We start from the raw sequence: 16,441 nt of genomic DNA, 5'->3' as shown, positions 1-16,441 counted from the left end.
ATTTTTATCGGTTTTCCTTTTCCAGTAATTGTTTTAGCCGGCGTATCAATGGCCCTTCCTGGAGATAATCGTACACCGGCGGCGGCACCAGGTGCGCGTAAGGCTGATCTTGCGCCATGCAGTGGCGGATATGTGTGCCACTCACATCGAGTTGTATGTTTAAATGCTTTATAGGATATCCTGCCGTCTGCGCATAGGTGATGGTACTGGTGTTAATGGTGTACACGGTATTAAAATCGGGCAGCAGGTATTCCAGTTCGTAAAAATTTTCCAGGGAGAAATCGCTGTAAGGCAGCGCTACCAAATGATGGCGGCCAGGCCAGGTATGTTGTAAATAAGGTTTCACCATTTCCAGTCGCTCGCCAGCCGTTGCAAAGTTGCTGGCGGTGTGCGATTGGTTGGCCACGCCAATCACCACAATCACTTCTTCCACTTCCTGCTGCATTTGCGCCAGGTAGGCCGCATGCCCGTTGTGAAATGGCTGAGCGCGGGTGATGAAAATGCCCCGCTGTTTTTTCGGTACAGCCGGCAGCGTCAGCGGTAAGCCGTTACGCGGTATAACGGTAATGGGTACACGAAAAATAACTTCCATGGCGTTTTTTTGTGCCGGCGTATCAATAAACACATGGTGGAAGGCCGGACAAAGTATACGCCAATGCAACCAGTGGTAGTAATCCGGCACCCCTTTTCCGGGAATAGGCAACAGGTAAAAAGGTAGGTGTAGGTGGGTTTGCAGCAATTGTTGCAAGGCAGGCATCAGATCATGGCAAATCATGGGTGAATGACTATCCAGCAAGGTTTCTGGCCTGCTTATCACCAGTACCAGTTCCGTATAATGCGCTTGCAGGGCAATGATTTCCGTTAATTGCGCGTCCGTTACATTGCGCCAGTCCAAAGCAAACAAGGCTCTCATAAACAGGACTTTTTAAAGGTGCTTCACCATTCGTAATAGTGCAGCACTTCGTTAAAGCATGGCATAAAGCCGATATTGTCTTCCAATACCCATACCTGGTCAAATGCGTTGTGCAAATACACCAGGGCCTGATCCATACAAAAGAAGGGTTTCCAAAAAGCATCGTACCGGTCAAAAAATCCATCGTGCAGGTGGGTGCCTGTGTTCCGGTAGGCGGCAATGGCCTTTTGCAGCCGGCTGGCATCGTAGCGAAACAGGCCGTCTTCCGGGCCTTCCTTGCATACACGGAAAGCAGAAAAAATCACGTCTTTCTCGCAGGCGTCCCAACGCACCATTTCAAAATCCAGGAAAGCGGTAAGCTGGTCCTGGTCAAACAATACATTTTCCAGTTGCACGTCACCATGAATCCATTGGTAGTGGCCTTTGTCCCAGGGAAATAGCCTTGCTGCGGCTTCCTGTAATTTATTGGCCGATTCGCAGAAGTGTTCCCACTGTGCAATAACATAACGTCCGGTAGCAGTGCTTTCCAGGGCCGCTGGCGGCGCAGCCGGCATACGGTACCACTGGTACATGCCTTTGCCAGCGTCGTGTATCGATAGTATGCGTGATAGCGCTCGGTGCAGTTCTGCCAGTCCGGAAAACACTTGTTCCAGTTTTGTTTCGCTGCAATGCTGCCACCACCGGCAGGGTATCTGTCCCGGTATTTTGTAGAACAGGTGTAGAAACCGGTGCCCCATTTGCAGGGGCGTGGAAAAACGTTGTACCAGCCTGGGCGCCTTTGTATATCCCCCGTCCTCCAATGATTGCAGCACATGCTCCTCAACGCGTACACTGTCCAGGTGCCGGTTATGGCGGGACAGGCGGGCTACGTATTCACCCGTATCGGTCTCCACCAGGGTGTTCTGATTGGAATAACCACCCAGCGGGGACAAGCGCCGTGGATGAATGCCAAAGTGTTTGATCAAAAACGCCGTATATGCGGGGCCGTTATCCATTATATTTTTTCAGATAGGAAATTATTCTTTCCTGGATGGCTTCAAACTTTTCATCGCGCAGTAGCTCCCCATTCTCGAAAACAGTTTCCAGTTCGTTCGGGTAAGGACTGGCCTCGGTTTCCGGAATGGTTTTATAACCCTGGGGCGTAAGCACCAGTTGCTGACGGCCAGACTTGGAGGTTTTGAAAGACTTCACCATTTCACCCTTCTCATTCATTTCTAACGGGTGTTTCTGCACATTCACCGGCTGCCCGTTGATCTCCGCATAAGAACATTTAATGGCAAACTGCTGGGAGTCGCGGTCCAGACGTTGCAGCAAGGCACCGCCCATGCCCAGCACCAGATTCTCCGCAGAAATACCATGGTCTTGCAGCGCTTTATAAATTGTACGGATACTGTCCAAGTTAATGCCATCGCCCTGAATAACCCTTACCTGGGGTGGCAGTACCTTATAACCTTTTTCATTCACAGTATATCCAAACTTATCCATCAGGATGTCGAAAACATGCAGCAAGGTTTGTACCGGGTCGCCACTATCGGGGCGGATTACCAGGGTGCCATTGCGGGCCAGTATTTCCTCTTTCAATACCCCGCCCCAGTATTCGCTGGTGGCACGGAATATATCGAAGGAGTCGGATACAACCGATACGATGCCGGTGGGACAAGCCTTTAAAATGTGGCGCAGTACTTCCAACTCGCCTTCCTCTCCCAGCAGGGTCATGATGGAGTGTTCTGTGGCCGGCACGGAGGCCGCCACTACGCTGGAAGCATTATAAAATTTTTGTGCATACACGGCAGCGATCACCGTATCACTACCTTTAAAATTAAGTAGGTGCGACATGCCGCCTATGCCCGCACTCTCACCGGAACTGGTGCCCCGGAAGCCAAAATCATTGAGGATAAAAGGCGTACCACCCAACGATGTGGCGCTGGCGGTTGCTGCAAAATATTGCTCCACGATCTGGCGAATGTGATAAGACAACGTAGCCACGGAGCTAGGATACCAGGTCTGCATTAAAATTGTTTCCAGGAAGTTAGTGAGCCAATAACATTGTGGATCTGTATTTTCAATCGTCATCAACACATTCCGCACCGGGAGTATGCTGCCTTCCTTTACAGCTTTGATACGAACCGGCAGCCGCCCCCCGTGCTTTTCAATAATGTAATCAAACTTACTGCGGTCAAAAATGCCTTTGCTGCCAAACACGCCGTCCAGCAAAGTAGCTGCCTGGTCTACCCCTTCTTTGGTGATGACTGCTCCTGTGAAATATTTTTTTAGGATGTATTGCAGCCCAAAGAAAGCAGTTTCGCCAAATAGGCCGCCACGGCTTTCCAGGTAAGAATAAATTTTATTAGTGCCAGGGTAGTACAACTTGTGATGAGAATATTTGTAGGCATCCGCCATCAAAATAATATTATCTGTATACATGGTTTACGCGTTTAAGTGGTGAAGAAGGATTTGCAGGAATGGAATATGTGCGGCGTTGATAATCTCTTTTTCCAGCATCAGGGGCAGGGCGGCAATATCAAACCATTGCAGGGCTTCCAGGTCGTCGTTGGCCTTGGGCGTGCCGCTCAGGAGGGTAGTGGTAAAGAACAGGCTGATGATCTTGTCTGTTTCGCCCCGGTAGCGCCAGTCGTCAATTTTAACAGACCCCAGGTATTGCATGGGAGCAGTTTCCAGTGCGCCGCATTCTTCAGTTAGTTCTCTTTTTGCAGCGGCTTCGTAAGAGGCGTCTGCGGGATCGGAAAAACCGCCGGGAAAGCGCCAGGTGTCTTCGTTAGGCTTCCTGCCTAACAGCACCTGTGTGTGGCCGGCATTGAGCAGCGCAATATCCACCGTGGGATACACCGTGTCGTAGCGGTTATAAATTGCATAATTAACGCCCAGTCGGAAGTCCCGCGTATTCAGGGGCTGATCGCTATGCGTTTCTCGTACCGAGGTAGCGCTAAAATCTCCGAAAGCTGGCAGGGTGGCGGTTTCCCACTTGCCGCTGTAGGCGGAGGCAAAGCTGTCGCGGCTGCCGTACAAAATAAATTTTTCGCCGGGAAATGTATTGGCCAGCAATTCATCCAATTTCTCCGACCACACTTTATCGATGGCATAATCTCGTAAGGGAAGTACCGGAATAGCTGGATAGTCTGCCTTGATCATGGCTTCGCGGGTGTAAAAATCAAAAGGGTTGCGCTTGCTGGACTTTACGGCTGCGGTACCCAATACCAGCACGGTGCGGTGATGCTGGCCGGTAACATGCCGGATAAGATGATGGTGGCCCTCGTGTAAGTAGGGCGTCTGAAACCGTGCGATGATAACTCCTGTACTTTTCATTTTGCGTTTATTCTACGCAAATATAACAGCATATTTTCCGCATTACCAAATAATATGCGTTATTTTTACGCATATTATAAAAATTTGTTGACAATCATATTTCAAATAGAATACCCTCTTTTTGTAATTGGGTATAGCGTTGTTTGTTGAAAGAAAACATTTTTCCGGGCCGGCCCGCTCCATCGTTCCTGGCGTATTCATCCAGTTCATCCAATATTTCCAGCGAAAGCATTTTCTTTTTAAAGTTGCGCCGGTCTATTTCGCGTCCCAGTAATGAAACGTAGAGGCGCTCCAGGTCGGAGAAAGGGAATTTTTTATCCAGCAACTCAAAACCTATGGGTTCGTAGCGCAGCTTGGCCTGTATGCGCTGGATGGCTTTTTCCAGGATATGTTTATGATCAAATGCCAGCGCGGGCAGCTCCGTAATATTAAACCATTGCGCCACCGATGCGTCAGTATCGGCTTTCAATGCCATGAAACGTGCGGTTTTTACCAATGCGAAGTATGCCACTGAAATAATGCGCTGCCGCGGATCACGATCTGGCGCGCCAAAGGTATACAGTTGTTCCAGGTATTTCACCGATATACCCGTTTCCTCCCGTAACTCCCGCTTCACCGCCTCTTCCAGCGATTCATCTTCCAACACAAACCCTCCTGGTATAGCCCACTCGTCTTTGAAAGGAGGATATTTTCTGCGGATCAGTAATACTGATACTCCTTCGGTTTTGGCGTAGCCGAATACCACCGCATCTACGGTAACACTAATGACTGGAGATTTTTTTACCATGATAAATACTAAACGTATGCGCCGTAATAATACAATAAATACGGCATATGCATCCCGCTATATGTGCATCGATATATGTCTATAAATTGAATGTATGACCGTTTTCCGCAGCGCATAACACCACTTTCAAAAACCAGGAAAAGAGAGTATCTTTGTACTGTAATTAAATACCTTACAGAAAGGAGATGCTTCGCCATGAACACACTGCGCGATTTTAATAGCTTTACCAGCAGCCTTCCCGAACAAGGGTCGCTGATGCCCGTGCTTTTTATGGGGCATGGCTCGCCGATGAATGGAATAGAAACCAACGAATTTACCCAAAACTGGAGGCAGCTTGCCCAAACAATCCCTACACCCAGTGCGGTGCTGGTTATATCGGCCCACTGGCTGTCTAAGGGTACCCGCGTTACGGCCATGGATTTTCCTAAAACCATCCACGACTTCGGGGGCTTTCCCCCGGAACTGTTTGCCGTGCAATACCCAGCCCCTGGCAGCCCGCAACTGGCGCAGGAAACGGCCCGTATTATCCAATCTATTCACGTGGAGGAAGATCATGACTGGGGCCTCGATCACGGCGCCTGGTCGGTGGTAAAACAAATGTACCCGGCAGCCAATATTCCTGTGCTGCAACTTAGCATCGATTATACCCAACCGCCACAGTATCATTATGAGCTGGCCCGGGAGCTTACAGCCCTGCGCCGCAAAGGCGTGTTGATCATGGGCAGCGGCAACATGGTACACAACCTGCGCATGGTGGCCTGGGAAATGATGGAAGGCGGCGGGTACGACTGGGCGCTAGAGATGAATGAACGGTTTAAGGATTGCATTCAACGGGGCGATCATGCCTCCCTCATTCATTACGAGCTACTTGGCAGTGATGCCCGCCTGGCCATTCCCACGCCAGAACACTACTTACCCCTGCTCTATACCCTGGGACTTCAGCAACCAGGTGAAGCGGTGAACTTGTTTAATGACAAAGCTATAGGCGGTTCGCTTACTATGACTTCTGTCAAAATTGGCTAATACAAACCTGCCATAAAAAAGAGGCTGCATCCGGCAATCGGGTGCAGCCTTTCGTTAGTAGTGGTTGTATATTTCAGCAGGAATTATTATTTCACCCACTTCACCTTTTCGGTCAATGGTTTAATGCGTCTTCCTATGGGCAACTCCTCCGCAGGATAACCCAGGTACAATAATCCCAGCACCTTATCTGCCGGTCCCAGTTCCAAATATTGATGTAGGGCAGGGGAGTAGGTCATGCCGCCGCTGCTCCAGAAGCTTGCCAGGTCGTAGGCGGTGGCAGCCAGCAGCAGGTTCTGCACCGCACAAGCCACCGCTTCTACTTCTTCCACCTCAGGTATTTTGGGATTGTCGCCGCGGTGCATGCAGGCCACAATTACGTGGGAGGTTTTGTCTCCCATTTGTTGCAGCTTGTCGTAATTGAACTGCGTATATTTTTCCGGAGGCGTATTGTTTTTATACAGCTCCGCATGGGCGGTGCAGAACGCGGCTACTTTTTCGCCGCTGTACACTACGAAGTACCAAGGTTCCGTGTAGCCATGGGTGGGCGCCCAGTCGGCCAGTTCCAGCAGGTGGTGAATTATATTGTCCGGTATCTTTTTTCCACTCATGTGGGTGGGCTTAATGGTGCGCCGTTGTGTGATCAATAACTCCAGGATGGCTGATTTTTCCATGCGTTCAGTTTAAATGCGTTTTAGTTTGCTATTGCAGTCTGGCAGCTAGTGCTGCGGGTACTTTGGCCACTTTGCGAATGCTGTAATCAAAACATAAAATACCTGTTTTGGCAGTGGCAATGGTAATGGTTTGTTGATCCCGCTGGGTGCTAATGCGGTACATCAGGTCAAAGCCTACAGCACTCAAGTCTGCTACTCCCACGGCTATGTTAAACACGTCGCCATAAAAGCCCTCGGCTTGGTACATGATGGCTACATCGGCCATAATAATGCCGGTGCCAAAAACATCCAGTTCCATCCTGGAGCCCAGGTGCTGCAAGAATTGCACTCTCACCTCATGCAGCATAGAGAGGATGGCATCGTTGCCCACATGGCCGCCATAGTTCACATCTGTAATGCGAACCGGAATAGTGGTGCTGAATAAAACTTTATCTGGAAATACTAATTTGATTCGTGCCATTTAATGATGATATAACAGGAAGATGATGGGTGACAGGCCTATGCATTTGCCTGCAACCAGGCAATGAGCTTCTGCACGGCTTTGGCGCGGTGGCTAAATTGATTTTTTTCTGTGGTGGTCATGGTGGCAAAAGAACGGCCTGCACCGGCTGGTGCAAAAATGGGATCATAACCAAAACCTTCACCACCCTGTTTTTCAGTAAGAATAACTCCGGGGCATATCCCTTCAAACTGGTGTTCCTGTCCTTTCCAGATCAGGGAAATTACGGTGCGGAATTGCGCATGCCGGTTGGCCTGGCCCTGCATTTCCTGTAATACTTTTTCAATATTATCCGCCGCCAATTTCTGTTCTCCCGCATACCGGGCAGAGATGACGCCTGGTGCGCCATGCAGTGCTTCCACTTCTAACCCGGTGTCTTCTGAAAAACAATCCTGCCCCGTCATCTCAAAAATAGTTTTTGATTTTTCGGTAGCATTTTCTTCCAGCGTAGCATGCGGCTCAGGAATATCAATATCAATACCGGCTTCTTCTAAGGTTATAATATGAAAAGCCTCGCCTAGCATGGCGCGGATTTCTTTTACTTTATTGTGATTGTTGGTAGCAAATACTAAGGTGTGCATGGAATATAAAACGGTGGTAAAAAATAATGTTCAAAGTACGTTGTAGAAGTTACAATGTATGCATGTTGGGCAGAAAGCAGCGAGGTGGCCCATCAGAAGGTGGCATTATGCTATCATCAGTCTGGCACCCTGGTGCCGGCTATAATCCCAGCAGTTGTTTCAGGCCGGTCCATAAGCGGCCTTTCATGACTTTGTCTTGGGCAATGAACGACAGGTCGTGGCTGTATAAAACGCTGCTGCCGCCCGCCTGGTTCACCTGGTAAAGCGCTATACCCTGGAGAGCCAGCATTTCAGGATCTATCCCAAAGAACACGGCCTGCTGCATAGGCACAGCTTTTTGCAGGGCCTCAAGGGAGATACCCGGATACGCATGCAGGTTAATGAGGGCTACATCCTGCATACCTAACTTGCAGGCATTTAGTATATTTGTAAGAAGATTAAACAGCTCGTCGTTTAAATATACCTCGTTGGGATTATCAATCAGTAGGGCTATGTTTTTTTGATTTTCCCCTAAAAATTTTATCGGGGGTAAGGCCACGGTGGGTGGGGCTGTTGGCATTATTGTAGCCGGCCTTTCACCCGGAATAATGGGCTGGGTAAATATCTTGGCTAGGAAGTAAGGATCTATCTGTATATGCGCTAATGACATGCCGGTAGTGTTTTATAGAAAAAAGCTGTTTATTTGCAAATCCGTTCCCACTAGATTATTATATAAAAAACTGCTTCGCAATTAAAAAATAAATAAATAGTGGCCGGTAATCGAACCGGCTCTTGAAAATTTTCAATTTGCGGTACGACTACAGTGTAAAAATATTGAGATTAAACTGATTAACCATGATGGCAGATGTTATTCCAACGGCAAAGTCCACCGCAGTGCAGGAGGCCAATGAAAAAATTAAGGTTACCCGTACCACGGCCAGCCAGCTTTCTACCGTAGATTTTGACCACCTCGCGTTTGGAAAACAGTACGCCGACCACATGCTGGTGGCGGAATACGATGGGAAGGAATGGAAAGATGCAGCTATCCTGCCTTTCGGTAATTTCTCGGTAAGTCCTTCCAATGCCGCCTGGCATTATGGCCAGGCCATTTTTGAAGGCATCAAAGCCTACAAAGATCCCCAGGGAAATCCCATGATCTTCCGCCCGCAGGACAATTATGCCCGTTTTCTTAGCTCGGCAGAGCGGATGGGTATGCCTGCTATCCCGGAATGGTTGTTCATCGGAGGTATGGCCAAACTGGTAGACCTGGACCGCGACTGGGTGCCTACCGGCGAAGGCTGCTCGCTGTACCTGCGACCCTTCATGATTGCTGCTGACGAATTTATAGGTGTGCGTCCCTCCGAAACCTACAAATTCGCTATCATAAATTCACCTTCTGGCCCTTATTTCAATAAACCCATTCATTTACTGGTGCAAGACAAGTTTGTGCGCGCTTTCCCCGGCGGGGTAGGTTATGCCAAGGCTGCCGGCAACTACGGCGGGGTGATGTACCCCACCATGCAGGCCCGCCAGCAGGGATACGACCAGATTCTTTGGGTAGATGGTTACGAACATAAATATTTGCAGGAATGCGGCACGATGAACGTGTTTGTGATTATTGGCAATACCGCCATCACCCCCGATCTGTCTCAGGGTACCATCCTGGCTGGGGTAACCCGTGCCAGTGTGATGGATGTGCTGACCGACATGGGCCTTGCCCTGGAAGAGCGCCCCATCTCCATCGATGAGATTACCGCTGCCCATAAAGCAGGCACCCTGCGGGAAGTATTTGGTACCGGCACAGCCGCCAGCTTGTCGTACGTAGAGCAGCTAGACTACCAGGATTACAAAATGACCCTGGACACCACCCAATATCAGGTAGGGGCGGAGGTGATCCATCGTCTGGATGCTATCCGTACCGGCCGCGCCGAAGATACCCGGGGCTGGAATTTTAAGATCTAATGTATTATCCAGGATATTAGGCCCGGGCTATGTATTTGCCCGGGCTTTTTCATACCCGGGAGGGAAATTACTGGAAGGCCTTGTTTTCAGCAGCAAGTTAGCACGCCCAGGTACACGTTACCTGAGCGTATGTAGGCTTTGATATGCCTCCTGCCAGGCTCAAGGTAGGGGCAGGGTAGTATTAGGCCGGTTAGCTTCCTGCCCCGGTACGCATATACCCGGGCCAATGTCAGGGTGAATGGGCTGTTATTCATAGCGCTTGGGGCCTTGGCTGCCCGGCTTATGGCGCTTATTCTTTTTAAATCTGTTGCATTCCACCAATTTTCCATACATTTGCCCTCCGGAAAAACAGTAGCCTATTGACTTACGCTGAATTTCTACACTCGCTTGCGGAGCCCGCCCCCGCGGCCTTTCTGCCCCCGCTCCTGCAATCGCTATGGTGGGACCGCAAAGGCAACTGGGCCCAGGCCCACACGCTGGCAGACATACCCGGTGCCCCTGCGGCCTGGGTGCATGCCTACCTGCATCGCAAAGAAGGAGATCCTGGCAACGCAGCCTACTGGTACCGTAAAGCTGGAAAACCAGTATCGGGAGCAAGCTTACAGGCGGAATGGGAGCAAATTACCCTGTCCCTGCTAGACACACCGCCCGATGGATCGTATTAAATTTTGAAATTATCCACAAACTATTTTGTTATTCACAAGGATAGTTATACTTTTGCCCTCCCAAAATCCCTATCCGGGAAATTTGGATGTCATTTTAATCAGACAGAAAAAAAACTAGGTTAAGAATGCCTACTATACAACAATTAGTAAGAAAAGGAAGAGAAATTATCCGGGCTAAATCCAAGTCCAGGGCCTTAGATAGCTGTCCGCAGCGTCGTGGAGTATGTACCCGTGTGTACACCACCACCCCTAAGAAACCAAACTCCGCTTTGCGTAAAGTGGCGAAGGTGCGTTTGACCAATAAAATTGAGGTGATTGCTTATATCCCCGGTGAAGGTCATAACCTCCAGGAACACTCCATCGTGTTGATCCGCGGTGGTCGTGTGAAGGATTTGCCAGGGGTACGTTATCACATCGTACGTGGTTCCCTCGATACTGCCGGCGTGAAAGATCGTAAGCAGAGCCGTTCTAAATACGGAACTAAAAAGGTTAAAGTTAAAAAATAATAAGACTACAAATTTTTCAAATAAATGAGAAAGCAAGCAGCGAAAAAGATGCCTCTGGCTCCGGATCCTCGGTTCAATGACAAACAGGTTACCCGGTTTGTAAATAACGTAATGGAACAGGGCAAAAAGAGCATCGCTTACAAAATATTCTACGATGCTGTGGACAAAGTGAGCACCATCACTGGTGACAACGGTTATGAAGTGTGGAAAAAAGCACTGGTAAACGTTACGCCCGCTGTAGAAGTAAGAAGCCGTCGTATCGGTGGCGCTACCTTCCAGATCCCTGCAGAGGTTCGTCCTGATAGAAAAATTTCCCTGAGCATGAAGTGGTTGATCCGCTTCGCCGGTGAAAGAAACGGTAAGAGCATGGCCGAAAAACTGGCTAGCGAAATCGTAGCCGCCAGCAAAGGTGAAGGCGCCGCTTTCAAGAAGAAAGAAGATACCCACCGTATGGCGGAAGCCAATAAGGCTTTCTCTCACTTCAGAGTATAGTTATAGCCCTCACGGGCCCACTCAATATATTGGGCGAACAGTTCCTTCCGGAGCTGTTCGCCTTTTTTGTGTGCTATACTCAATGAACAGGCATTGGCGGCTTACCCCAATATCATTTTTAAGCAGGCATCATTATCAGGCATAAAAACGGCCTTTCACATAAATCATTTTATTGTCGGAACAACCCGGCCATCGGTAATCATGGCAATAACAGGTTCTTCAATGGTGTATTGTATACTAACTGGGCCAGCTTTTCCACTGCCTCCTGTAGTGGCGGTAATGTGCCGGTTTAAAACCAGTTGTGCGATGGCTGGGAAGTGAAGTCTCAATGCCAGTATGATGGCGCAAATACCTGTACACATAAATAAATTCATAAGCAATAACTGATTAGCAGGTGGGGAAATAATACCATGGAATTTTGATAGTCATTATGTTTTTTTGGGGCAATAGGTAAAAAAATCCAGACAGCCATTCGGTAATGCTTTTCTTGGTGTATAGTGCAGGTGTTGGAGTGCTAGCAGTATCAGTATTCGCAGTATTAGCTTATCAAAAGTGAAAAAATGTTCTTAAAATCAAACAGTTGATTGTAAGTTCTGCCTTGCTATTTGGAAATCTGGTGGTTTTTTATGAGCAATTGGTAATTCTCCCAGGCTAAACAGCCTAATTCCTACCGGGCCGGTCGTTAAAGAAGAAATAACAATAGGCAGACTGGCCATAGTTATTTATTGCCGAAAATAACCTAACTTTGCCCCCCAAAATGCATTATAATACAGTCATTTTAATATTATGGCAGACTTAAAATTTCAAAGAAACATTGGTATTGCTGCGCACATTGATGCCGGTAAGACCACTACCACAGAGCGTATCCTGTATTATACAGGTAAGACCCACAAAATTGGTGAAGTGCACGAAGGTGCTGCAACCATGGACTGGATGGCGCAGGAGCAGGAAAGAGGTATTACCATCACTTCTGCAGCGACTACCTGTTTTTGGAACTTCCCCACTATACAAGGTCAGCCAAACGCTTTTACCAAACAATACAAATTCAACATCATCGATACTCCCGGTCACGTTGACTTTACCGTAGAAGTAGAGCGCTCTTTGCGCGTACTGGACGGTCTGGTAGCGCTGTTCTGCGCCGTATCCGGTGTAGAACCGCAGTCTGAAACCGTATGGCGCCAGGCTAACCGCTACAAAGTACCCCGTATCGGTTTCGTAAATAAAATGGACCGCTCCGGCGCAGATTTCCTGAACGTGGTAAAACAAGTTCGTGAAATGCTGGGCGCTAACCCCGTACCGCTGATGCTGCCTATCGGTGCCGAAGATAACTTCACCGGCGTGGTAGATCTTATCACCATGAAGGGTATCATCTGGGACGAAGCCTCTAAGGGCGCTACTTACCAGGAAGTGGCTATTCCTGCCGATATGCAGGAAGAAGCAGAAGAATGGAGAGCCAAACTGGTAGAATCCGTAGCGGAATATGACGATAAACTGATGGAAAAATTCTTCGATGATCCTAACACGATCTCGGAAGATGAAATCCACGAAGCTATCCGCAAAGCCACTATCGATATGGCCATCATCCCTATGATGTGCGGTTCTTCCTTTAAAAATAAAGGTGTACAGAAAATGCTGGACGGCGTTTGCCGATACCTGCCTTCACCGCTGGACGTAGAAGCAGTAGTTGGTCTGGATCCAGATAATGGTGAAGAACTGACCCGCAAGCCTGACGCTAAAGAACCTTTCGCAGCCCTCGCATTCAAGATCGCTACCGATCCATTCGTAGGCCGCCTGGCTTTCTTCCGTGTTTATTCCGGTCATCTGGACGCTGGTTCTTATGTTCTAAATACCCGTACTGGTAAAAACGAACGTATCAGCCGTATCATGCAGATGCACGCCAATAAGCAAAACCCAATTGATTTCATCGAAGCAGGTGATATCGGTGCTGCCGTTGGTTTTAAAGATATCAAAACCGGAGACACCCTCTGTAATGAGGATCATCCGATCGTGCTGGAATCTATGACCTTCCCCGAACCGGTAATCCACATCGCCATTGAGCCTAAAACACAGGCCGATGTTGATAAGATGGGTATGGCAATTGCCAAACTGGTAGAAGAAGATCCTACCCTGCGCGTAAGAACAGATGAAGAAACCGGCCAAACCGTTTTGAGTGGTATGGGTGAGCTTCACCTGGAAATTATTGTAGACCGTATGCGGCGCGAATTTAAAGTGGAAGTGAACGAAGGTGCACCCCAGGTAGCATTTAAAGAAGCGCTGACACAGAAAGTAGAACACCGCGAAGTATACAAGAAACAAACGGGTGGTCGCGGTAAATTCGCCGACATCCAGGTAGAAATCGGGCCTGCCGATGCAGAATGGTTGAAAGAAAACGAAGGCAAAAACCTGCAGTTCATCAACGATATCTTCGGTGGTTCTATTCCTAAAGAATTCATCCCTTCTATTCAGAAAGGGTTTGAACAATCCATGAGTAGTGGTGTACTCGCCGGTTTCCCGGTAGAGTCGCTGAGAATCCGTTTGTTTGATGGTTCTTTCCACCAGGTAGACTCTGACGCGATGTCGTTTGAACTATGTGCCCGTTCTGCATTCCGCGAAGCGGCTCGTAAAGCAAAACCGGTATTGCTGGAGCCAATCATGAAGGTAGAAGTAAGCACCCCCGACCAGTACATGGGTGACGTAACAGGTGACTTGAACCGTCGTCGTGGTATGCTGGAAGGTATGGAAAGCCGTAACAACGTTCAGGTGATCAAAGCCAAAGTCCCGCTGAAGGAAATGTTTGGTTATGTAACGGAATTGCGTTCTATGTCTTCCGGTCGCGCTACTTCCATCATGGAATTTTCTCACTACTCGCCTGCCTCTAATAGCATCACAGAAGAAGTGGTGGCTAAATCTAAAGGTAAGCAAGCCGCGCACTAAGCAATTTAAAGCTGATTATAACGAAAGGTCCTGCCAATGCGGCGGGATCTTTTTGTTTTGTAGATAAGTTGCATCCATCTATCGTTATTGCATCATTTAGGATGTATTCCATGTACAGGCATAGTGTTGGTATCCTGGCCATGCTGCCCCATAATTCCCCCAATATGCCCGGTAAAAAATTCCTCTTTTTGCCGGCTAACTATTCGTAGCTTATGGTATTAATAATATCATTAGCAATGCTACCAAGTTTATTTAGAAACATCTACTTAAACTCCCTTATTTTTTTTAGTTAAAACAGTCCCAATCACCTTTTTTCTGTCCATTTTTATCCACATTGAGTGGTTTCAATCGGTTGATATTAACATTTTGTTAAAACGGTGCGATACTTGTATGCAAGGAGCTGATAACCAGTTTCTAATAAGTACACCAAAAAAAAGTAACATGAGAAGGATTTTAAATGTGATTTTGTTAATTACCGCTACGCTTGGCGCTGCTACATCGGTACACGCACAAACCCAGAAAGGAAATTTAATGGTCGGTACTGATCTGCTGAACATTATGGGAACTTTCCAGAATGGTAACAACCAATTTAACCTGGGTATTTCGCCGAAGTTGGGTTATTTTCTCCAGGACAATTTTGTGTTGGGCGCAGAAGTGGATTTTTCGGTGAATACGTCCAAAACCTTTAGTACGTTTAACTACAGCGTATCACCTTTTGCCCGTTATTATTTTGACGATAAGAAACTGGAATTTTCCAAAAGGGCCCGTTTTTTCCTGGAAGCCAATGTAGGTTTTGCTGGTACTAACACCAAGGATAAAATTACCGATGCAAGTACCTCCACCAACGGGTTGGCAATAGGCTTTGGCCCAGGCCTGGCATACTTCATTACACCAAACGTTGCTTTGGAAGCCTTGCTGAAATACGATCTTACGGTAGGGTTTGGAAATTCTACCACGACCAACCGTATTGGGCTGAACCTGGGTTTCCAGATTTACCTGCCTACCAAGCACGCTAAGGAAATTGTAAATGAAGAAAAAAAGAATTTCCGTAGAAACGGTTAAGTGGTCACTTATTGACTTAAGGGAATAGGGTAGAGGCTGTGTGCCGGAAACTTTTTTTCCTGTAAAATCAGTACCCAAAACACTTTTATGGACACTTTGATGGCCGCCTCTACAAGCAGGCGGCCATTTTTTGCTATAAGAGAGTGAACGGACTTATTCTAATTCTTTGAAAATGAACAAACTGGTTGTTTGGCAGCTCCTAAACTCCCGTTACATTCGTTCCAGTTCCTTCCGGAATTATGGGGCCGCCGAAAACCATAGAAAAGAGTAGGCATATCCAAAATATGAAAACCTCCTAATTATGAGCTTTCTTTCCCAATTGCTGAGCAGCCTCCTGTCTTTCCTAGAATCACTGCTGGGTGGCCTGTAAACACCACTTGCCTTTTGCGGGCAGAAATGCCCTGAAAAAAGCATGAAACTCACTGTAGCTCCAGGTTTTGACCTGGAGTTTTTTTATGGAAATAACTTTTTATAAATAGTTCTTTTACAGGCAATAATATGCTGTAAATCCGCTGAAATGCCCTACCTTTGCGGACCTGTCAGTAAGATTTTCGTGAAAAAGTTGCGGAAATTCTTGTCGGTGTATAAAAACTTAATTACCTTTGCCCTCCCAAATTGTAAAGGGTTCAAAAAGAAGAAGTTCATTGCATATGTCTCAGAGAATTAGAATCAAGCTGAAGTCCTACGATCATAATCTGGTAGATAAATCTGCCGAAAAGATCGTTAAAACCGTGCGTAACACGGGTGCCGTGGTAACTGGTCCTATCCCGTTGCCTACTGAAAAGAAAATCTTTACAGTATTGCGTTCCCCGCACGTTAACAAGAAAGCGCGCGAGCAGTTCCAGCTATGCACGCATAAGCGTTTGCTGGATATTTATACCTCCTCTTCCAGAACGGTGGATGCGCTATCTAAACTGGATCTTCCTTCCGGTGTAGAAGTAGAGATTAAGGCATAGGACCCGGCTACCGCAGGCAAAAGGCCCGCAGTTGCATGAACATATGACATAAAACAGTAGTCGATGATAGGACCGTCAGTATTGGGT

17 protein-coding genes are annotated in these 16,441 nt (G+C 47.7%); 8 read left to right on the top strand and 9 right to left on the bottom strand.

Translation table 11 applies throughout. The features are described 5' to 3' along the window. Positions 1-4 precede the first annotated feature (4 nt). The 5 genes from GA0116948_RS02865 to GA0116948_RS02845 all read right to left on the bottom strand — a co-directional run bounded on the left by GA0116948_RS02865 (position 5) and on the right by GA0116948_RS02845 (position 5,024). Positions 5-913 carry an adenylyltransferase/cytidyltransferase family protein gene (locus GA0116948_RS02865; protein ID WP_089708783.1) on the bottom strand — a complete coding sequence of 303 codons (909 nt, stop codon included), beginning with the start codon at positions 911-913 and terminating at the stop codon, positions 5-7. Positions 914-936: 23 nt separating this feature from the next. Then, positions 937-1,878, bottom strand: coding sequence for an aminoglycoside phosphotransferase family protein (locus GA0116948_RS02860; RefSeq protein WP_165798324.1), 942 nt, complete (start codon positions 1,876-1,878; stop codon positions 937-939). A 22-nt stretch (positions 1,879-1,900) separates the two neighbouring features. Beyond that, complete coding sequence (locus GA0116948_RS02855; protein ID WP_089708779.1) at positions 1,901-3,337, bottom strand: nicotinate phosphoribosyltransferase; 1,437 nt, start codon at positions 3,335-3,337, stop codon at positions 1,901-1,903. Between the two features lie 3 nt (positions 3,338-3,340). Beyond that, positions 3,341-4,237 carry an NUDIX domain-containing protein gene (locus GA0116948_RS02850; RefSeq protein WP_089708776.1) on the bottom strand — a complete coding sequence of 299 codons (897 nt, stop codon included), beginning with the start codon at positions 4,235-4,237 and terminating at the stop codon, positions 3,341-3,343. A 94-nt stretch (positions 4,238-4,331) separates the two neighbouring features. After that, the gene (locus GA0116948_RS02845) at positions 4,332-5,024 is read right to left on the bottom strand and encodes an NUDIX hydrolase (RefSeq protein ID WP_089708773.1); all 693 of its coding nucleotides are present in this window, start codon (positions 5,022-5,024) and stop codon (positions 4,332-4,334) included. 195 nt (positions 5,025-5,219) lie between these two features. On the opposite strand from GA0116948_RS02845, the gene ygiD reads away from it, so the two are divergent. Then, positions 5,220-6,047: a 4,5-DOPA-extradiol-dioxygenase gene (gene ygiD, locus GA0116948_RS02840; protein WP_089708771.1), complete on the top strand. Its 828-nt coding sequence runs from the start codon at positions 5,220-5,222 to the stop codon at positions 6,045-6,047. Positions 6,048-6,133: 86 nt separating this feature from the next. Here the strand turns inward: ygiD and GA0116948_RS02835 are convergent, their stop codons facing one another. From GA0116948_RS02835 to GA0116948_RS02820, 4 genes are all read right to left on the bottom strand, one after another. Further along, positions 6,134-6,718, bottom strand: a complete 585-nt coding sequence (locus GA0116948_RS02835) for a nitroreductase family protein (RefSeq protein WP_089708769.1) — start codon at positions 6,716-6,718, stop codon at positions 6,134-6,136. A gap of 28 nt (positions 6,719-6,746) precedes the next feature. After that, a complete protein-coding gene (locus GA0116948_RS02830; RefSeq protein ID WP_089708766.1) occupies positions 6,747-7,178 on the bottom strand; it encodes a thioesterase family protein in 432 nt (143 codons plus the stop codon). A 38-nt stretch (positions 7,179-7,216) separates the two neighbouring features. Then, on the bottom strand, positions 7,217-7,798 hold the full coding sequence (rdgB, locus tag GA0116948_RS02825) for an RdgB/HAM1 family non-canonical purine NTP pyrophosphatase (RefSeq protein ID WP_089708764.1): 582 nt from the start codon (positions 7,796-7,798) through the stop codon (positions 7,217-7,219). 139 nt (positions 7,799-7,937) lie between these two features. Next, the gene (locus GA0116948_RS02820) at positions 7,938-8,447 is read right to left on the bottom strand and encodes a hypothetical protein (protein ID WP_089708762.1); all 510 of its coding nucleotides are present in this window, start codon (positions 8,445-8,447) and stop codon (positions 7,938-7,940) included. 185 nt (positions 8,448-8,632) lie between these two features. Here GA0116948_RS02820 and GA0116948_RS02815 point away from each other — a divergent pair, with 185 nt between their 5' ends. From GA0116948_RS02815 to rpsJ, 7 genes are all read left to right on the top strand, one after another. After that, positions 8,633-9,739, top strand: coding sequence for a branched-chain amino acid aminotransferase (locus GA0116948_RS02815; RefSeq protein WP_240619118.1), 1,107 nt, complete (start codon positions 8,633-8,635; stop codon positions 9,737-9,739). A 359-nt stretch (positions 9,740-10,098) separates the two neighbouring features. Then, positions 10,099-10,404, top strand: a complete 306-nt coding sequence (locus GA0116948_RS02810; RefSeq protein WP_089708760.1) for a hypothetical protein — start codon at positions 10,099-10,101, stop codon at positions 10,402-10,404. 125 nt (positions 10,405-10,529) lie between these two features. Further along, positions 10,530-10,910, top strand: a complete 381-nt coding sequence (gene rpsL, locus GA0116948_RS02805; RefSeq protein ID WP_089708757.1) for a 30S ribosomal protein S12 — start codon at positions 10,530-10,532, stop codon at positions 10,908-10,910. 24 nt (positions 10,911-10,934) lie between these two features. Then, entirely contained in the window at positions 10,935-11,402 is a 468-nt protein-coding gene (gene rpsG, locus GA0116948_RS02800) for a 30S ribosomal protein S7 (protein WP_089708755.1), read from the top strand. A gap of 786 nt (positions 11,403-12,188) precedes the next feature. Then, positions 12,189-14,336 carry an elongation factor G gene (gene fusA / locus GA0116948_RS02790; protein ID WP_205686020.1) on the top strand — a complete coding sequence of 716 codons (2,148 nt, stop codon included), beginning with the start codon at positions 12,189-12,191 and terminating at the stop codon, positions 14,334-14,336. Between the two features lie 441 nt (positions 14,337-14,777). Then, positions 14,778-15,398 (top strand): outer membrane beta-barrel protein, encoded by a 621-nt coding sequence (locus GA0116948_RS02785; protein WP_089708946.1) that lies wholly within the window; start codon positions 14,778-14,780, stop codon positions 15,396-15,398. A 650-nt stretch (positions 15,399-16,048) separates the two neighbouring features. Further along, on the top strand, positions 16,049-16,354 hold the full coding sequence (gene rpsJ / locus GA0116948_RS02780; protein ID WP_012789286.1) for a 30S ribosomal protein S10: 306 nt from the start codon (positions 16,049-16,051) through the stop codon (positions 16,352-16,354). Positions 16,355-16,441: the final 87 nt, after the last annotated feature.

The sequence above is a fragment of the Chitinophaga costaii genome (genome assembly GCF_900094705.1).
GTDB classification, from domain to species: Bacteria; Bacteroidota; Bacteroidia; order Chitinophagales; family Chitinophagaceae; genus Chitinophaga; species Chitinophaga costaii.
The sequence above is the reverse complement of the archived record's forward strand: the minus strand, read 5'-3'. Positions and strand labels throughout refer to the sequence as shown.

What these genes read in the sequence shown, in the direction of transcription:
- GA0116948_RS02845 (WP_089708773.1), bottom strand. Translation starts at nt 5,024, where the DNA reads ATGGTAAAAAAATCTCCAGTCATTAGTGTTACCGTAGATGCGGTGGTA.
- rpsG (WP_089708755.1), top strand. Translation starts at nt 10,935, where the DNA reads ATGAGAAAGCAAGCAGCGAAAAAGATGCCTCTGGCTCCGGATCCTCGG.
- rdgB (WP_089708764.1), bottom strand. Translation starts at nt 7,798, where the DNA reads ATGCACACCTTAGTATTTGCTACCAACAATCACAATAAAGTAAAAGAA.
- GA0116948_RS02815 (WP_240619118.1), top strand. Translation starts at nt 8,633, where the DNA reads ATGATGGCAGATGTTATTCCAACGGCAAAGTCCACCGCAGTGCAGGAG.
- GA0116948_RS02865 (WP_089708783.1), bottom strand. Translation starts at nt 913, where the DNA reads ATGAGAGCCTTGTTTGCTTTGGACTGGCGCAATGTAACGGACGCGCAA.
- rpsJ (WP_012789286.1), top strand. Translation starts at nt 16,049, where the DNA reads ATGTCTCAGAGAATTAGAATCAAGCTGAAGTCCTACGATCATAATCTG.
- GA0116948_RS02855 (WP_089708779.1), bottom strand. Translation starts at nt 3,337, where the DNA reads ATGTATACAGATAATATTATTTTGATGGCGGATGCCTACAAATATTCT.
- GA0116948_RS02830 (WP_089708766.1), bottom strand. Translation starts at nt 7,178, where the DNA reads ATGGCACGAATCAAATTAGTATTTCCAGATAAAGTTTTATTCAGCACC.
- ygiD (WP_089708771.1), top strand. Translation starts at nt 5,220, where the DNA reads ATGAACACACTGCGCGATTTTAATAGCTTTACCAGCAGCCTTCCCGAA.
- GA0116948_RS02785 (WP_089708946.1), top strand. Translation starts at nt 14,778, where the DNA reads ATGAGAAGGATTTTAAATGTGATTTTGTTAATTACCGCTACGCTTGGC.
- GA0116948_RS02820 (WP_089708762.1), bottom strand. Translation starts at nt 8,447, where the DNA reads ATGTCATTAGCGCATATACAGATAGATCCTTACTTCCTAGCCAAGATA.
- GA0116948_RS02850 (WP_089708776.1), bottom strand. Translation starts at nt 4,237, where the DNA reads ATGAAAAGTACAGGAGTTATCATCGCACGGTTTCAGACGCCCTACTTA.
- rpsL (WP_089708757.1), top strand. Translation starts at nt 10,530, where the DNA reads ATGCCTACTATACAACAATTAGTAAGAAAAGGAAGAGAAATTATCCGG.
- fusA (WP_205686020.1), top strand. Translation starts at nt 12,189, where the DNA reads ATGGCAGACTTAAAATTTCAAAGAAACATTGGTATTGCTGCGCACATT.
- GA0116948_RS02835 (WP_089708769.1), bottom strand. Translation starts at nt 6,718, where the DNA reads ATGGAAAAATCAGCCATCCTGGAGTTATTGATCACACAACGGCGCACC.